The organism is Kitasatospora sp. NPDC058162, assembly GCF_042884005.1.
In the GTDB taxonomy this organism is placed as follows: Bacteria; Actinomycetota; Actinomycetes; order Streptomycetales; family Streptomycetaceae; genus Kitasatospora.
In genome coordinates, this window is sequence record NZ_JBHVUS010000051.1 from 25,968 (window position 1) to 41,638 (window position 15,671).

A 15,671-nucleotide genomic window follows, 5' to 3' on the forward strand; every position below is an offset into this window, starting at 1 on the left:
GGTACCTATGGAGCTATGACCTCCGCCGCCGAGCCCGCGCAGCCCCGCCCGGCCGCTACCCCTCCCACCCCCGCCCCCACCGCCTCCTACCGCCTCCAGCTCCAGCCCGGCTTCACCCTGCGCGACGCCACCGCCGCCGTCCCCTACCTGGCCGCCCTCGGCATCTCCCACCTGCACCTGTCCCCGCTGCTGGAGGCCGCCCCCGGCTCCACCCACGGCTACGACACCGTCGACCACACCCGGATCAGCGAACAGCTCGGCGGCGAGGACGCGCTGCGCGCCCTGGCCGCCGAGGCCCGCCGGCACCGCCTGCGGCTGATCGCCGACGTGGTGCCCAACCACATGGCCGTGCCCGTCCCCGAACGGCTCAACGAGCCGCTCCGCCAGGTGCTGCGGGACGGGCCCGACTCGCCGTACGCCCGCTGGTTCGACATCGACTGGACGGCCCAGCCCGGCCCCGCCGACGCCCCGGGACGCGGCCGGGTGCTGCTGCCGCTGCTGGGCGACCGGCTCGGCGCCGTCCTCGACCAGCTGGTGGTGGACGGCGAGGTGCTGCGCTACCACCGGCACGAGCTGCCGCTGCGCCCGGGCACCTCGCGGCTGCCGCTCACCGAGCTGCTGGCCCGCCAGTGGTACCGGCTCGCCTGGTGGCGGCTGGCCCGCACCGAGCTCAACTACCGGCGCTTCTTCACCGTCAACGAGCTGATCGCCGTCCGGGTCGAGGACCCGGAGGTCTTCGCCGCCACCCACGCCGTACTGCTGCGGCTGCACGCCGAGGGCGTCCTGGACGGCTTCCGGATCGACCACCCCGACGGGCTCGCCGACCCGCGCGGCTACCTGCGCCGGCTGGCCGACGCCACCGGCGGGGCCTACGTCGTGGTCGAGAAGATCCTCACCGGCGAGGAGCGGCTGCCCGAAGACTGGCCGGTGGCCGGCACCACCGGCTACGACGCGCTGCGCCGCATCGACGGCGTGCTCACCGACCGCGCCGGCGCCGGCCGGCTCGCCGGGGCGTACGAGGCCTTCCTGCACGACGGGCCGGCCCACGGCCCTGGCCCGGACCCGCAACCGCACCCGCACCCGGCGGTCGCCGCCGCCCGGCGCGGCCGGGCCGAGATGACCGGGCCCGGCGGCGAGCTGACCGCCGAGGTCGACCGGCTGGTCCGGATCGCGCTGCGGATCGGCGCCGCCGAACCCGCGCACGCCGACCACGCGCCCTGGCAGCTGCGCGCGGCGCTGCGCCGGCTGCTCACCGACTACCCGGTGTACCGGCCGTACGCCCGGCCCGGGGAGCCGGCTTCCGACCACCATCTGCGGACGGTCCTGGACACCTCCGGGGATCCCACCGAGCGCCTGGTCGCCGCCCTCGCCCTCGGCGGGCTGGGCCGCAGCGAGGACAAGGACGAGTTCTGCGTGCGCTTCGCCCAGACCGCCGCCGCGGTGGCCGCCAAGGGCGTCGAGGACACCGCCTTCTACCGCTGGAACGCGCTGCCCGGCCTCAACGAGGTCGGCGGCGAGCCCGCCCGGCCCGGGCTGCCCCCGGCCGACTTCCACGACTGGTGCCGCTACCTGGAACGCGCCTGGCCGCACAGCATGACGGTGCTCTCCACCCACGACACCAAGCGCAGCGCCGACGCCCGGGCCCGCCTCGCCGTCCTCGCCGAGCAGCCGGAGGCCTGGGCCGCTGAGGCCGCCGCCTGGTCCACCGCCGCCGGGCCCGCCGCCCCCGGGCTGGACCGCGACGCCGACTGGCTGCTCTGGCACACCCTGGTCGCCGCCTGGCCGATCACCCCCGACCGGCTGGTCGCCGCCCTGCTCAAGGCCGCCCGCGAGGCCAAGCTGCACACCTCCTGGACCGCCCCCGACGCCGGGTACGAGCAGGCCCTGGAGCAACGCGCCCGCGCCGTCCTCGGCGACGCCGCGCTACTCCCCCGGATCGAGGGCCTGGTACGGGCGCACGCCCCGTACGCCCGGGCCAACACCCTCGCCGCGGCCCTCCTGCACCTGACCGTCCCCGGCGTGCCGGACCTCTACCAGGGCAGCGAGGAGCCGCTGTACACCCTGGTCGACCCGGACAACCGGGGCGTGGTGGACCTCGGCGCGCTCGCCGTGCGGCTCACCGACGCGGCCGCCCCGCGCCCCGGCGACCTCGCCCGGGAGAAGCTGCACCTGACCGCCACCGCCCTGCACCTGCGCCGCGCCGGCCCGCTCGGCGCCTACCGGCCGCTGGCCGCCCCCGAGCACCTGCTCGCCTTCGCCCGGGGCGAGGACGTGGTCACCGCCGTCACCCGGCTGCCGTACGGGCTGGCGAGGGCGGGCGGCTGGCGCGACGCCGTGCTGGAGCTGCCGGCCGGCGGCCGCTGGACCGACGAGCTGTCGCTGCGCGACTTCCCCGCCGGGGCGGTGCCGGTGGCCGAGCTGCTGGCGACGTACCCGGTGGCGCTGCTGACGAGGAGGGGCCGATGATGCCGTGGAGGGGACGATGATGCCGCGCTACGAGGTGTGGGCGCCGTACGCGAACCGCCGGGTCGACGTCGAAGTGGACGGCCGCTCCTACGAGTTGGCGCGCCAGCCGGAGCGCGACGGCTGGTGGGGCGGCCAGGCCCCGGCGGGCGACTACGCCTTCCGGCTCGACGGCGGCCCGCCGCTGCCCGACCCGCGCTCGCCCCACCAGCCGTACGGCCCCGACGGCCCCAGCCGGGCGGTGGACCACGCCGGCTTCCGCTGGTCGCGGACCGGCTGGCGCGGCCGCGCGCTGCCCGGCGCGGTGCTCTACGAGCTGCACATCGGCACCTTCACCGCCCGCGGCACCTTCGACGCGGCCGCCGAACAGCTCGACCACCTGGTCGAGTTGGGCGTGGACTTCGTCGAACTGATGCCGGTATGCCCGTTCCCCGGCAAGCACGGCTGGGGCTACGACGGGGTGTCGCTGTGGGCCGTGCACGAGCCCTACGGCGGACCGGAGGGGCTCAAGCGCTTCGTGGACGCCGCGCACCGCAAGGGCCTCGGGGTGGTGCTCGACGTGGTGCACAACCACCTCGGCCCCTCCGGCAACCACCTCCCCGCGTACGGCCCGTACTTCACCGACCGGCACCACACCCCGTGGGGCTCCGCGGTCAACCTGGACGCGCCCGGCTCGGACGAGGTGCGCGCCTATCTGATCGGCAGCGCGCTCGGCTGGCTGCGCGACTACCGGATCGACGGCCTGCGGCTGGACGCGGTGCACGCCCTGGTCGACGACCGGGCCGTCCATTTCCTGGAGGAACTCGTGGGCGAGGTCGAGAAGTTGGCGACCACGTCGAACCGCCCGCTGTTCCTGATCGCCGAATCCGACCTCAATACCCCGCGCACCACCGCCGCCCGCGAGGCCGGCGGCCAGGGCCTCACCGCCCAGTGGAGCGACGACTTCCACCACGCCCTGCACTGCGCGCTCACCGGCGAATCCCAGGGCTACTACGGGGACTTCGCGACCGCGCCGCTCGCCGCCCTGGCCAAGGCGCTGCGCCGCGGCTACTTCCACGACGGCACCTGGTCCTCCTTCCGGGGGCGCAGCCACGGGCGGCCGTTCGGGCCGGGATCGGCGGGCCACCGGCTGCTCGGCTACCTCCAGACCCACGACCAGGTCGGCAACCGGGCGCTCGGGGACCGGATCTCCACCTCGCTGACCCCCGGCCGACTGGCCTGCGGCGCCGCGCTGGTGCTCACCTCGCCGTTCACCCCGATGCTGTTCATGGGCGAGGAGTGGGGCGCCGCCACCCCCTGGCAGTACTTCACCGACCACACCGACCCGGAGCTCGCGGAGGCCGTCCGGCAGGGCCGGCGGCGGGAGTTCACCGGACACGGCTGGGCCGCCGAGGCCGTCCCGGACCCCCAGGAGCCCGCCACCGTGCTGCGGTCGGTGCTCGACTGGACCGAGCCCCGGCGCTCCCCGCACAGCGAACTCCTCGACTGGTACCGGACGTTGATCCGGCTGCGGCGCGAGCGGCCGGAGCTCGCCGAGCCGGACCTCGGCGCGGTGCGGGTCGCCTTCGACGAGGCGGCGGGCTGGCTGGTGGTCCACCGGGGGCCGTACCGGGTCGCGGTCAACCTGGGACCGGCCGAGGCGGTGCTCCCGCTGGGGGGCGCCGCCGGGCAGGAGCTGGTGGCGGCCTTCGGGGCGGCTCTGCTGGAGGACTCGGGGGTGCGGCTGGCGGCGGACGCGGTGGCGGTCGTCCGGGTCTGAGGCCTCACCGTGCGCGTGGTCCGAGACCTCACCAGGGGAATCCGAGGCCTCACCAGAGGAAGGTGCCGATCCGGTCCCGGAGCGAGGCGGCGTCCAGGCCGTAGGCGGCCAGGTGCTCCGGGATCGACCCGTACTGCCGGTGCTCCTCGCGCGGCACGCCCAGGGCCAGCACCCGGTGCGCGCGGTCGCCCAGCGCGGCGTGCGCCTCGTTGGCCGAGGTGCCCGCCAGGTACGGCTCCACCAGCACCACGTCCGCCTTGTCGCCCAGCGCGGCGCGCAGTCCGGCGGCGTCGAAGGGGCGCACCGTCGCCGCGTACAGCACGGTGACGTCCAGGCCCGCGGTGGCCGCGAGCACCGCGTCCAGCATCGGGCCGACGGCCAGCACCACGCCGCGGCCGCCGGTGCGGACGGTGGTGAAGCGGCCGGGCTCGACGGCGACCGGCTCGGCGTTCTGGTGCGCCGAGAGCCGCACGTACACGTTGCGGTCACCGTCCGCGTAGGCGTCGCGCAGCAGCTGCTCGGCCTCGTCCGGGTGGCCGGGGACGTGTACCGTCCAGTCCGGCAGGGTGTCCAACAGGGCGACGTCGCCCGGGGACATGTGGGTACGGCCGCCGGCCGGCCAGTCGTAGGAGCCGGCCGCGCTCACCAGCACCGCGCCGACGCCCTGGTGGACCAGGTCCAACTTGACCTGTTCCCAAGGCCGTTCGATCAGGAAGCTGGCGAAGGTGTGGGCGATCGGGCGCATCCCGGTCAGCGCCAGTCCGCCGGCCGCGCCGATCAGCAGCTGCTCGCGGATGCCGACGTTGACCACCCGGCCGGGGTGGCGCCGTCGGGCCGGCTCGAAGGCGGCGGCGGTGATGTCGGCGAGCACCACGGCCAGTCGGGGGTCCTCGTCCAGCAGCCGGGTGGTGACGTCGACGAAGCGGTCGCGCATGGTGTCCATCGGTGAAGTGCCTTTCGCTGCGCTCTGGTTGGTGTGCTCGGGAGTCCTACGGCCCGGTCAGGGGGGCTACGGCTCGGTCAGGGGTGCGGCGGCGTGGCCAGGGGTCCGGCGGCGCGGTCAGGAGTCCGGCGGCGCGGTCAGGAGTCCTTCGGCTCGACCCGGGCGACCACCGCGTGCGGGCGGCCCGGGTGCTCGGCGGTGTACGCCCGGTACAGCGCCTCGTGGTCGCGGCCGTCGACGGTCTCGGTGGACCACCCCTCGGCGGCGAAGCGCTGGGCGATGCCGCCCCGCCAGCCGTGGGTGGCCGAGGAGTTGTCGATCACCACCACGTGCAGCCGGTCCAGGCCGTACGCACCGGCGAAGGCCACCGCCTCGTGGTTGGAGCCCTCGTCGAACTCGGCGTCGCCGACCAGCACCCACACCGCCGGGTCCGCCAGCCCCTGGGCCCGCAGCCCGAGCGCGGTGCCCACGCCCAGCGGCAGGCCGTGGCCGAGCGAGCCGGAGGCGATCTCCACCCCGCGCAGCAGGGTGCGGTCCGGGTGGTGGCCGAGCGGCGAGTCGTAGCCGCCGAAGCTCGGCAGCACGGCCGGATCGAGGAAGCCCTTGGCCGCGAGTACGGCGTAGTAGGCCATCGGGCCGTGACCCTTGGAGAGCAGGAAGCGGTCACGGTCCTGGGCGTCGGCGGTGTCCGGGGAGACCCGCAGCACCCGGTCGTAGAGGACCCACAGGGCGTCCAGGGTGGAGGTGGCGGCGGGGCCGTGCTTCTCGTCGCCGGTCATCAGGGCCATCAGGCCCGGCAGGTCCGCGAAACGGGCCCGGCTCACGGTTTCCGTACTGGTAGTCGTCGTCATGCGTCGATCGTGCAACTTAAAGCGAACTTGAGGTCAAGCGGCTACAGTGAGTGCCCATGACCGCGATACCCAGCAGCGGCCGCACCGCCGGCCCGCGCCCCGCCGGCCCGCGCTCCGGCGACCTGCTCACCATCGGCCAGCTGGCCGCCCGCAGCGGGCTGGCCCACTCCGCACTGCGCTACTACGAGAGCCTCGGCCTGATCCACGCCACCCGCACCGCCGGCGGCCAGCGCCGCTACCCGCGCGGCACGCTGCGCCGGGTCGCCTTCGTCCGGGCCGCCCAGCGGGTCGGCCTGTCCCTGGACGAGGCCCGGGTCGCCCTCGACCGGCTGCCCGAGCGCCCCGCCCCCAGCGGCACCGAGTGGGACGTCGTCGCCGAGTCCTGGCAGAGCCGGATCGACGAGCAGATCGCCGAACTCGAACGGCTCAAGGCCAAGCTCACCGGCTGCATCGGCTGCGGCTGCCTCTCGCTCACCCGCTGCGCCCTGTACAACGCCGACGACCGCGCCGCCAAGACCGGACCGGGCGCCCGCTACCTGCTCACCCGCGACCCGGACGGCGGGCCGGAGCCGGTCCCGGCGGACCTCCCGAGCGGCTGCGGCACCCGACGCGAAACACGCTGAAAAAGCCTTTGCCACCGGGCCGTTGGTGTGCCTACGGTGCAGGCATGCTGCCCCTGGTGGAGACGGACGAGCAGTGGGCGTCGGTCGTCCCCGACGAGTCGGTGATGCGCCCGGGCGCCGAGGCGCTGTGCGCGCGCCTCGGCGTCGGCGGGCTGCCGCTGGAACGCTTCGCGGAGGGGTCCGTCCCGGTCTACGCGGTGGGCTCCGAGCACGTGCTCAAACTGTTCCCGGCGGCCTCCGCCCGGGACGGCCTGGCCGAGCAGCGCGTCCTGGCCTTCCTGGACGGCGCGCTGCCGATCCCCACCCCCGCGGTCCGGGCAGCCGGCGAGTACGTCAACGGCTGGCGCTACGTGCTGATGTCCCGCCTGCACGGCGAGGGCCTGGCCCCCGCCTGGCCGCGCGTCCCGCAGGCCGGGCGCGAGCGGATCGCCCACGACTGCGGCGAGGCGCTCGCCGCCCTGCACGCCCTGGACGCGGAGCCGCTCGCCGCCGCCCTCGCGCCCGGCGACTGGCCGGCCTTCCTGGCCCGGCAGCGCGCGGGCGCCCTCGCCCGCCAGCGCGAACACGGCCTGCCGGAGGCCTGGTCGGAGCAGATCCCGGACTTCCTGGCCGCCGCCCCGCTCCCGTCCACCCCGCAACGCGCCCTGCTGCACACCGAGTTCATGCGCGAGCACCTGATCACCGACCCGGCCGGCGGCTGGCGGCTCACCGGCCTGATCGACTTCGAGCCCGCGATGGTCGGGGACCCGGCCTACGACCTGGTCGCCGTCGGCCTGTTCACCACCCGCGCCGACCCGCACCTGCTCGGGCGGCTGCTCACCGCCTACGGCCGCCCCTTCGAGCCGCGCCTGCTGATGGCGTACACGCTGCTGCACGTGTACAGCAACCTGCCGTGGTACCTACGGGAGTTGAAGCCCTCGGCGCGGACGCTGGACGACCTCGCCGAGGAGTGGTTCGGGGTCGACTGAGGGGCGACTGAGGGCCGACTGAGGGCCTCGGGTCAGGGCCTCGGGTCGGTGCGCAGCAGGCTGTAGAACACCGCGTCGCGCCACTGCCCGGCGCGGAAGACCATCGACCGGTGGACGCCCTCGCGGGTGAAGCCCAGCTTCTCCAGGACCCGCTGCTCGGCGAGGTTGCCGATGTCGGTGTCCGCCTCCACCCGTACCGCCGTGGTGTGCGCGAACAGGTAGTCCACCAGCAGGCGGTGGGCCTGGGTTCCGACGCCCCGGCCCCGCGCCTGCGGCATCAGCTGCGCGCCGATGCTCCAGTACGGGGTGTTCGGCCGCGCGGCCTTGCGGGTGGCGGCGACGAAGCCGAGGAACTCGCCCTCGGTGGCGACGGCGAAGATCGACTGCTCCTCGCTCAGCAGCCCACACTCGGCCCAGCGGCGGCGGAAGCGCTCCGGGTCCGCCCAGCCGAACCACTGGAACTCGCCCAGTGCCCCGGGGTCGTTCACCATCCCGCCCAGGGCGGTGAGGTCGGCTTCGGTCATCGGGCGGAGGAAGATCTTCTCTGGGTCCATGAAGGCGCCAACGACGGAGATCGTTTGACCGTTCCTCAGGTCGAGGCGACAGGGGAAGCGGTGGAGACGGACCGGGCGAGCCGGAAGCCGACGTCGTCGATCCGCAGGGTCGGGTGGCTGCGGCGGCGGACGGAGGCGCGGCAGCTCCAGTGCTCGTCGAACCAGCCGCCGCCGCGCAGGACGCGGTAACTGCCGTACACCTCGGGGTCGTAGAGGTCCCAGCACCACTCCCACACGTTGCCGAGCAGGTCGTACAGCCCGTAGGCGTTGGGCCGCAGCCCGCCGACCGGGTGCGGGTGCTCGCCGGAGTTGCCGCGATGCCAGGCGATCTCGTCCAGCGGGCCGTAGCGCGGGCCGTCGGTCCCGGCGCGGCAGGCGTGCTCCCATTCGGCCTCGGTCGGCAGCCGGTGGCCGTCGGCGCCACGGTCCCAGACGACGTCCTCGCCGTCCACCACGTAGGCGGGGGCGAGGCCCTCGCGCCGGGAGAGCTCGTTGCAGTACCGGACGGCGTCGAGCCAGGAGACGCTGTGCGCGGGGCGGCGGTCGCCGGTGAGGCCCTCGTACTGCTCGCGGGTGACCGGACAGGGCGCCAGCTCGAAGGGGGCCACCTCGATGCTCCAACTCCGCTGGGTGCGGCGGTCGGAGAGCGTGACGCGGCCGGGCGGAACGACGATCGGTCCGGTACGGGGTTCCATGATCGGCGATCCTACGGGCCAGGGCGTGTCTGACAATTCGCGTCGGATCAGCGCGCGCCCGGCGGGAATTGTCAGACACGCCTCAGGTCCCGCCGCACCGCCCGGCCGCCCTACCGCTCGATTCCGCCCAGCAGGTCGATCGCCCCGCGCTCGGCCAGCTCCTCCGCGTGGGCGGGCAGCGGGGTGCCCGCGTGCAGGTGGCCCCGGACGACGGCGAGCGGCAGGCCGACCACGGCGAGGGTGACCCGGTCGAGGTCCAGCGGCGTCACGGCGCCGAGCCGCTCGGCGAGGCCCTCCACCGCCTGCCGCACCCGCCGCCCGGCCTGCCGTTCGCGCCGCAGCTGCTCCTCCGGCCACTCGGCCCGGCCGAAGGCCTCCGCGCCGTGCAGCAGGACGACGGCCCGCTCCCGGTTCGCCCGGCTCCAGGCGACGACCTGGCGGGCCGCCGCCCCGGCGATCAGCCGCGGCTCGGCGTGCTCGGCGAAGACCGGCAGGTAGCTGTCATGGAACTCCCCCAGCGTCCGCAGCCACAACTCGGCCAGCAGGGCGGAGCGTTGGGGGAAGCGGTGGTAGACGGAGCCGTTGGGCGCGCCGCTCTCGCGGGCCACGGCGGACATCGTGACGGCGGCCGGTCCGCCGACGGCCGCGAGGCGGACGGCGGCGTCGAGGAGGGTGGCTTCGTCGTGGCGGGGTGGCCTGGGCATGCAATGGAGAGTACTCTCCAATTCAATTGGAGGGACCCATCCAAAACCAGGAGGATCCACTGTGGCCGTGCTCAACATCCACGAACGCACCATCCCGGCCCCGGAGTCGACGGTCGGCGCACTCCTCGACGGCCTCGCCGGCCCGGACGACCGGCTCTGGCCCGGCTCCGACTGGCCCCCGCTGCAGCTCGACGGCCCGCTCGCGGTCGGCGCCGCCGGCGGGCACGGGCCGGTCCGCTACCAGGTCGTCGGGTACCAGCCGGGTCGGTGGGTGCGGTTCCGGTTCAGCGGGCCGCGCGGGTTCGACGGGTTCCACGAGTTCACCGTCCAGCCCGCGAGCGGCGGTTCGCTGCTGCGCCACACCATCGCGATGCGGCTGCACGGCGCGGGGCGGCTGAGCTGGCCGCTGGCCTTCCGCTGGCTGCACGACGCCCTGCTCGAGGACTCCCTCGACCGGGCCGTCCGCGCCTGCGGCGCCGCCGTGGAGTCCCCGGCGCGATGGGGCGCCCCCGTACGACTGCTGCGCCGGCTGGCCCACCGCTGACCACGGCACGCCCCCTGGCGTCGGCGCCTGACGCACCGCCAGGATGGTTCCCTACCAACGGGATCAGCGGACGAAGGGCGGCGACGGCCATGGCGGTCATGACGGTCAGCACGGTGGTGGAGGCCCCGGCCGAGCGGGTCTGGGAGCTGGTCGGGGACTTCCACGCCCTCGGCGAGTGGCACCCCCACCTGCCCGCGAGCCGGCTCGGCAACGAGCTGACGGGCAACGCGATCGGCGCGGTCCGGGTGTTCGAGCTGCCCGACGGCGTCGTCCTGCACGAGACGCTGGTCGCCTACGACGACGAGGCCCGCGCCTACACCTACAGCTTCCCCGACGGCACCTTCCACTTCGACCGCTACCGCGCCACCCTGCGGGTCACCCCGGTGACCGAGCTGAACGCCGGTTTCGTGGAGTGGAGCGTCACGTACGACATCGAGGCGGAGCACCGCAAGGAGTCCACCGAGCGCGTGCACGGCGTCTTCACCGCCGGCCTGGCCGCCCTGCGGGAGCGCTTCGCGGGCTGAGCCGGACGGGCGGACGGGCGGCGGACGGGCGGACGACGGACGCCGGGGGCTGCACGAGAAGTCGACCTGGCCGACTTCTCGTGCGCAGGCCCCCGCCCAGCAGGCCCCCGCCCTACGCCGTCGGTGCGTCCCCACCCGGCGAGGTCAGGCGGCGCCGGGCCGCGGCGAGGAGCTCGGCGGACAGGCCCGGATCGTCGCTCGCCCGGGAGAGCATCAGCGCGCCGACCATCGTCGACAGGTCGGCGAGCGCCGCCTCGCGCCCCTCGGGGTCGGGCAGCTGCTGGAAGCCGTCGACCAGGTCGCGCAGTCCGGCCGTGAAGGCGGTGCGCAGCGGGGCGCCGGGTTCGGCGCGGGCCGCGTCGGCGGCCAGCGCGGCGGCGGCGCAGCCCTGGCCGGGGTGGTCGCGGTGGAGGGTGGAGAGGTAGCGAGCGAGGAACTCGGCTCGGGGGGTGCGCTGTTCGCCCGAGGGGTCGTCCATGCGCTGGTCCACGAGGTCGTCCATGGCCTCGCGGCGTTCGGCGAAGGCTGCGGTGAGGGCTTGGGCGACGAGGTCGTCCTTGGATGAGAAGTGCCGGTAGAAGCCGCCGTGGGTGAGCCCGGCCGCGGCCATCGCCTGGGGGACGCTGACCTGCTCGGAGCCCTTCTCCCGGATCAGCCTGGCGGTGTGGTCGATGACGTCCTGACGGTGGCGTTCGGCCTCGGCGCGTGAGACGCGGGGCATGTCCGCGCTCCCTTCGTCGTCCTGTGGTGGTGTCCTGGCGGTCCCCTGGTGGTGCTCCCACTCTCCCATCCGGACCTCCTTGCCCATTTTAGATGATGGCCATAATCTAAAAGCGCGATGACCCGGCAGCGGGGCACCGCCCTTCCCGAGAGCAAGGAACACGCACATGACCGTGATCGAAGGCTCCACCGTCCTGGTCACCGGAGGCCTCCGCGGCCTCGGCCGGGCGTTCGTCGGGGAACTGCTGGCACGCGGCGCGACGAAGGTCTACGCCACCGCCCGCACCCCCTCCCCCAGCGAGGACGCCCGGGTGGAGACCCTCGCCCTGGACGTCACCGACGACGCCTCGGTGGCCGCCCTCGCCGAGCGGGCCCAGGACGTCGACATCGTCTTCAACAACGCCGGCGTCCTGCACCCGGGCGGCCTGCTGACCGCCGACCTGCGGCTCGTCCAGGACACCTTCGACACCAACGTCCTCGGCCCGCTGCGCATCGCCCGCGCCTTCGCGCCCGTCCTGGCCGCCCGCGGCGGCGGGGCGCTGGTCGACATCCACTCCGCGCTGTCCTGGGGCGCGGGCGCGGGCGCGTACGGAGCCTCCAAGGCGGCCCTGTGGTCGCTCACCAACTCCCTGCGCCTGGAGCTCGCCGCCCAGCACACCCAGGTCGTCGGCGTGCACCTGGGCTTCGCTGACACCGAGATGGTGGCTGCTCTGCCCGTCGACAAGCTCCCGGCCGCCGAGGTCGCCCGCATCGTGCTGGACGGCATCGAGCGCGGCGACCGCGAAGTCCTCGTCGACGACATCTCCCGGTCGTTCAAGGCCGCGCTCGCCGGGCCGGTGGAGGGCCTGACCGTCCCCTTCCGCCGCTGAGTCCGGACCCCACCACCTTCACCGAGGAGCACACCCATGCCCCTGTGGCACGTCTACCACCCTCCCGGCACCTACAGCCCCGAGCAGAAGCAGCGGATGGCCGCCGACATCACCGGCATCTACACCCGCTTCGGGCTGCCGAAGTTCTACGTGATGACGCTGTTCCACGAGATCGGCGCCGACGACTTCCACGTCGGCGACCAGCCCACCCAGGACGCGGTACGGATCGTGGTCGAGCACATCGCCCGCCACACCGAGGACCCCGACCTGCGCAAGCGCACCCGGGAGGCGCTCGCCGCCGTCCTCGCGCCCCACACCACCGATCGCGGCCTGTACTGCGAGTTCCACGTCGACGAGACGCCCCGCGACCTGTGGATGATGGACGGGATCTCCCCGCCCCCGTCCAACAGCGAGGCCGAACAGCTGTGGGTCAAGGAGAACCGCCCGATCCCGTACTGACCGACCCTAGGAGTCGCCGCCCGGCACCCGACCGGTGCCGGGCGGCCAGGTGTGGCCGGCCTCGTGCAGCTTCGCCATAGCCAGGTAGTCGTTGCCCAGCATCACCTGGGCGAGCCGGGCCGCCGCCGAAACGACGTCGGGCCAGCCCGGGGCACCCAGGAAGACCTCGTCGGGGGCCTGGGCGCCGACCGCGTCCTGCACCGCGCCGTACGCGGCACCGAGCCGGGCCATCAGCGCGACCTCCTCCTCGGTGCGCAGGCTCAGGCCGAGATGGCGCTCGGGTTCGTCCGCGTCACAGAAGTCGTCGAAGAGCACATGCACGACGTGGTCGAGGTCCTCGAACTGCCCACGGTCGAGCCACACTTCCCGCTGCCAGGTCAGGCTGGCCAGCGAGACGACGGCGGGCACGACATGCAGCCGGAACTGGGGAAAGGCGATTCCATGATCGATCACGGGCCGACGGTACCCACGTAGCGCCCGACCGGGCAGTCATTGAAGAGCGCTGCCCGCTAAAGGGCCAGAACGACCCAGCCGGCCACCGAGACCCCTGCGGCAACCCAGCCGAGGGCGACCGCCGCCCGGCCGTGCTCCGGCCCCCGTGCCCGCTGGAAGGCGGCGATCAGCGCGCTGATCGCCGCTACCGGCATGAACAGGAACGCCAGGAACCAGGCCCATCCGCCCAGCAAGAGCACGGCCAGCAGGCCGAGGATCAGCAACGGCACCCACACACCGGCCACCGTGAACCCGGCCGCCGCACACGCGACCCGGAACCGGTCCTGGCGCCGGTAGAAGACGGGCACTGCGCAGGCCGCGCCGGTCAGCAGTCCGACGGCGGAGAGGAAGAGCCGCAGGCCGACCCCGTACGTCGGCGCGATCAGCACCTGCGGCGCCAGGAACACCACACTCGCCACCCCGGCCAACCACCGCGCACTCGCGGGCACCACTGCCATACCTCCGCCCCTCCTTTGAACGCGTTCAAACGTAACACGCGAGAGGCGTGGGCCAATCAGGAGGATTCAGCGTCCCCGATCGCCGCGAGCAGCTGTCGACGGACGGCAGCAGCGGCACCGGGCAGCCGACAGGCCAGCTCGGCATTGAGACGCCGCCGTTCAGCCCTGAGGAGCCGGGCAACGGGAGCGCGAGAACAGTGCTGGAACCAGAAGTCGCGGAGGACGTCGATCACGCGGCCACCTCGCCCCACACGATCTTGCCGATGGGCCGGCGCGGGCAGCAGCCCCAGCGCTTGGTGAGCGAGTCGACGAGTTGGAGGCCTCGCCCGGTCTCGCCGTCGAGACCGGGCGAGGAGAGGGAGGGGAGGCGGTCACCCCGGGCGTCGTGGACCTCGACGCGGAGACGGGTGGCGTCGACGTCGACGGCGAAGTAGATGAGGTGGCCGATCGGGGTGCCGTGCAGGACGGCGTTGGTCACGAACTCGGTGGTGACGACGAGCCCGGAGTCGAGGAAGCGCTCGCCGTGCGGGGTGGAGGAGAGGAGGGCCGCGAGCCGCTGGCGCGCGATCGCGGGCGAGCGGCGGCTGCGCGGGAGCCAGATGGTGGAGGAGGTTCGAGACATGGCGAAGTCACCTTCCAGGGAGAGGGGTTGAAGCCATGCGACGACCGGGCGGAGGCAAAGGAATGCCCGGCGGTAGACCAGTCGAGATCACCCAGACGACCCGAAGGGCTACTCCCTGTAGCATGCCCTGGCGAAGCAATTGCATGCAACTGCTCGCACCAAGCAATTGCTCGATCATTAACCGAGATTGGACTCCGGGAGTGATGGCAAACTATGCAAGGAAGCGACCGGCCAGGGAGTGTGACGCATGAGCAGTCCGACCGTGCTGCGGCGTAGGCTCGGCGGCGAGCTCGGCAAGTTGCGCGCATCGTGCGAGCTGAACGCCAAGGACGTGGCCGCTGCCCTGGGTTGGTCCGCCTCGAAGCTGAGCCGCATCGAGAGCGGGCTGGTACCACTACAAGAGCGTGACGCCGCGAAGCTCTTGGCCCACTACGGCGTCACTTCGTCCGATGAGGTGAAGCACTTCCTCAGCCTGACGCGCCAGAGCCGCCAGCAAGGTTGGTGGCACGCGTATGGCGAGGCGTTGCCGGATTGGTTCCGCGCCTATGTGGGCTTCGAGTCCGACGCCGCGAAGATCGAGACCTATCAGTGCGAGCTGGTTCCAGGCCTTCTACAGACCGAGGAATATGCGCGGCACGTGATCCGGGCGATGAACCCGACCGAATCCGCCGAAGAAGTGGATCGGCGCGTCGCCCTGCGGATGGATCGCCAGCGGATCCTCGATCGCCGCGAGCCTCCGCAGCTGTGGGCGATCATCGGCGAGGCCGTCATACGGCGCCCGGTCGGCGGCAGTCAGACCATGGCTGAGCAGTTGAATCACCTTGCCGCAATGGCGGATGAGCATCCACACATCACCATTCAGGTCCTGCCGTTCTCCGCAGGTGCACACGCGGCCATGGGCGCTTCGTTCTCCATCCTCTCGTTCAACGACATCCCCGGCAGCGTGGCGTACTCCGAGGCGACCACAAGCAGCATCTACTCGGAACGGCCTCACGAGATCGCCCGCCACGAGGACGCCTTCCACCGCCTCATGGCGTCGTCGGTCCAGCCCGAGAGATCCATCGCATGGTTGAGGGAAGTCGCAGAGGAGTACGCCCCATGAATCACGAATTCCGGAACGCCAGCTGGCGCAAGAGCACTTACAGCAACGGTCAGGGCGACTGCATCGAGATCGCCGACGAGCTCGACAACATAGTCCCGGTCCGCGACAGCAAGGACCCCCACGGCCCGGCCCTCGGCTTCACCCCCGAGGCCTGGCAGGCCTTCGTGGCCGGTATCCGAGCATGCGAGTTCCCGACCACCAACTGACCCAGTACCGTGGGCTGCCCCGCCCGGCGCGGGGCAGCCCCCGCCCCACAGGCAGCACCAGGAGGCGGTGTCGTATAAACAACAGAAGCGGGCGGCGATTTTGGGGGTGTATTTA

General features: G+C 73.4%; 20 protein-coding genes. 10 read left to right on the plus strand and 10 right to left on the minus strand.

Annotated features, from left to right (window positions below; genetic code table 11):
- Positions 1-15 precede the first annotated feature (15 nt).
- Both treY and treZ read left to right on the plus strand, forming a co-directional pair.
- A complete protein-coding gene (gene treY, locus ACFVXG_RS42845; RefSeq protein WP_387935926.1) occupies positions 16-2,466 on the plus strand; it encodes a malto-oligosyltrehalose synthase in 2,451 nt (816 codons plus the stop codon).
- 19 nt (positions 2,467-2,485) lie between these two features.
- Positions 2,486-4,222 carry a malto-oligosyltrehalose trehalohydrolase gene (gene treZ, locus ACFVXG_RS42850; protein WP_387935961.1) on the plus strand — a complete coding sequence of 579 codons (1,737 nt, stop codon included), beginning with the start codon at positions 2,486-2,488 and terminating at the stop codon, positions 4,220-4,222.
- Positions 4,223-4,271: 49 nt separating this feature from the next.
- Here treZ and ACFVXG_RS42855 read toward each other — a convergent pair whose 3' ends face one another.
- Positions 4,272-5,165, minus strand: a complete 894-nt coding sequence (locus ACFVXG_RS42855) for a transketolase family protein (protein WP_387935927.1) — start codon at positions 5,163-5,165, stop codon at positions 4,272-4,274.
- Positions 5,166-5,302: 137 nt separating this feature from the next.
- Entirely contained in the window at positions 5,303-6,016 is a 714-nt protein-coding gene (locus tag ACFVXG_RS42860) for a transketolase (RefSeq protein WP_387935928.1), read from the minus strand.
- A 56-nt stretch (positions 6,017-6,072) separates the two neighbouring features.
- Here ACFVXG_RS42860 and soxR point away from each other — a divergent pair, with 56 nt between their 5' ends.
- Both soxR and ACFVXG_RS42870 read left to right on the plus strand, forming a co-directional pair.
- Positions 6,073-6,639 (plus strand): redox-sensitive transcriptional activator SoxR, encoded by a 567-nt coding sequence (gene soxR / locus ACFVXG_RS42865; RefSeq protein ID WP_387935929.1) that lies wholly within the window; start codon positions 6,073-6,075, stop codon positions 6,637-6,639.
- A gap of 44 nt (positions 6,640-6,683) precedes the next feature.
- Positions 6,684-7,607: an aminoglycoside phosphotransferase family protein gene (locus ACFVXG_RS42870; RefSeq protein WP_387935930.1), complete on the plus strand. Its 924-nt coding sequence runs from the start codon at positions 6,684-6,686 to the stop codon at positions 7,605-7,607.
- Between the two features lie 32 nt (positions 7,608-7,639).
- Here the strand turns inward: ACFVXG_RS42870 and ACFVXG_RS42875 are convergent, their stop codons facing one another.
- From ACFVXG_RS42875 to ACFVXG_RS42885, 3 genes are all read right to left on the minus strand, one after another.
- On the minus strand, positions 7,640-8,161 hold the full coding sequence (locus tag ACFVXG_RS42875) for a GNAT family N-acetyltransferase (protein WP_387935931.1): 522 nt from the start codon (positions 8,159-8,161) through the stop codon (positions 7,640-7,642).
- Positions 8,162-8,196: 35 nt separating this feature from the next.
- A complete protein-coding gene (locus tag ACFVXG_RS42880; protein ID WP_387935932.1) occupies positions 8,197-8,856 on the minus strand; it encodes a formylglycine-generating enzyme family protein in 660 nt (219 codons plus the stop codon).
- 110 nt (positions 8,857-8,966) lie between these two features.
- Complete coding sequence (locus tag ACFVXG_RS42885) at positions 8,967-9,560, minus strand: TetR family transcriptional regulator (RefSeq protein WP_387935933.1); 594 nt, start codon at positions 9,558-9,560, stop codon at positions 8,967-8,969.
- 61 nt (positions 9,561-9,621) lie between these two features.
- On the opposite strand from ACFVXG_RS42885, the gene ACFVXG_RS42890 reads away from it, so the two are divergent.
- Both ACFVXG_RS42890 and ACFVXG_RS42895 read left to right on the plus strand, forming a co-directional pair.
- Positions 9,622-10,104 carry an SRPBCC family protein gene (locus ACFVXG_RS42890; protein ID WP_387935934.1) on the plus strand — a complete coding sequence of 161 codons (483 nt, stop codon included), beginning with the start codon at positions 9,622-9,624 and terminating at the stop codon, positions 10,102-10,104.
- A 98-nt stretch (positions 10,105-10,202) separates the two neighbouring features.
- Entirely contained in the window at positions 10,203-10,628 is a 426-nt protein-coding gene (locus ACFVXG_RS42895; protein WP_387935935.1) for an SRPBCC family protein, read from the plus strand.
- A gap of 112 nt (positions 10,629-10,740) precedes the next feature.
- Here ACFVXG_RS42895 and ACFVXG_RS42900 read toward each other — a convergent pair whose 3' ends face one another.
- A complete protein-coding gene (locus ACFVXG_RS42900) occupies positions 10,741-11,349 on the minus strand; it encodes a TetR/AcrR family transcriptional regulator (protein ID WP_387935936.1) in 609 nt (202 codons plus the stop codon).
- 166 nt (positions 11,350-11,515) lie between these two features.
- Between ACFVXG_RS42900 and ACFVXG_RS42905 the strand changes: the two genes are divergently transcribed.
- Positions 11,516-12,217: an SDR family oxidoreductase gene (locus ACFVXG_RS42905; protein WP_387935937.1), complete on the plus strand. Its 702-nt coding sequence runs from the start codon at positions 11,516-11,518 to the stop codon at positions 12,215-12,217.
- Between the two features lie 36 nt (positions 12,218-12,253).
- Positions 12,254-12,676: a tautomerase family protein gene (locus ACFVXG_RS42910; RefSeq protein WP_387935938.1), complete on the plus strand. Its 423-nt coding sequence runs from the start codon at positions 12,254-12,256 to the stop codon at positions 12,674-12,676.
- Positions 12,677-12,682: 6 nt separating this feature from the next.
- Here the strand turns inward: ACFVXG_RS42910 and ACFVXG_RS42915 are convergent, their stop codons facing one another.
- Genes ACFVXG_RS42915 through ACFVXG_RS42930 form a run of 4 tightly spaced genes read right to left on the minus strand, consistent with a single transcriptional unit; the run spans position 12,683 to position 14,248 of the window.
- On the minus strand, positions 12,683-13,129 hold the full coding sequence (locus ACFVXG_RS42915) for a hypothetical protein (RefSeq protein ID WP_387935939.1): 447 nt from the start codon (positions 13,127-13,129) through the stop codon (positions 12,683-12,685).
- 56 nt (positions 13,130-13,185) lie between these two features.
- Positions 13,186-13,626 carry a hypothetical protein gene (locus tag ACFVXG_RS42920; protein WP_387935940.1) on the minus strand — a complete coding sequence of 147 codons (441 nt, stop codon included), beginning with the start codon at positions 13,624-13,626 and terminating at the stop codon, positions 13,186-13,188.
- 56 nt (positions 13,627-13,682) lie between these two features.
- A complete protein-coding gene (locus ACFVXG_RS42925; protein ID WP_387935941.1) occupies positions 13,683-13,859 on the minus strand; it encodes a hypothetical protein in 177 nt (58 codons plus the stop codon).
- Positions 13,856-14,248: an ATP-binding protein gene (locus ACFVXG_RS42930; RefSeq protein ID WP_387935942.1), complete on the minus strand. Its 393-nt coding sequence runs from the start codon at positions 14,246-14,248 to the stop codon at positions 13,856-13,858. Before ACFVXG_RS42930 ends, ACFVXG_RS42925 begins: the two co-directional genes overlap by 4 nt.
- A 247-nt stretch (positions 14,249-14,495) precedes the next feature.
- Here ACFVXG_RS42930 and ACFVXG_RS42935 point away from each other — a divergent pair, with 247 nt between their 5' ends.
- Both ACFVXG_RS42935 and ACFVXG_RS42940 read left to right on the plus strand, forming a co-directional pair.
- Positions 14,496-15,350, plus strand: coding sequence for a helix-turn-helix domain-containing protein (locus tag ACFVXG_RS42935; RefSeq protein WP_387935943.1), 855 nt, complete (start codon positions 14,496-14,498; stop codon positions 15,348-15,350).
- The gene (locus tag ACFVXG_RS42940; protein ID WP_387935944.1) at positions 15,347-15,556 is read left to right on the plus strand and encodes a DUF397 domain-containing protein; all 210 of its coding nucleotides are present in this window, start codon (positions 15,347-15,349) and stop codon (positions 15,554-15,556) included. Before ACFVXG_RS42935 ends, ACFVXG_RS42940 begins: the two co-directional genes overlap by 4 nt.
- Positions 15,557-15,671: the final 115 nt, after the last annotated feature.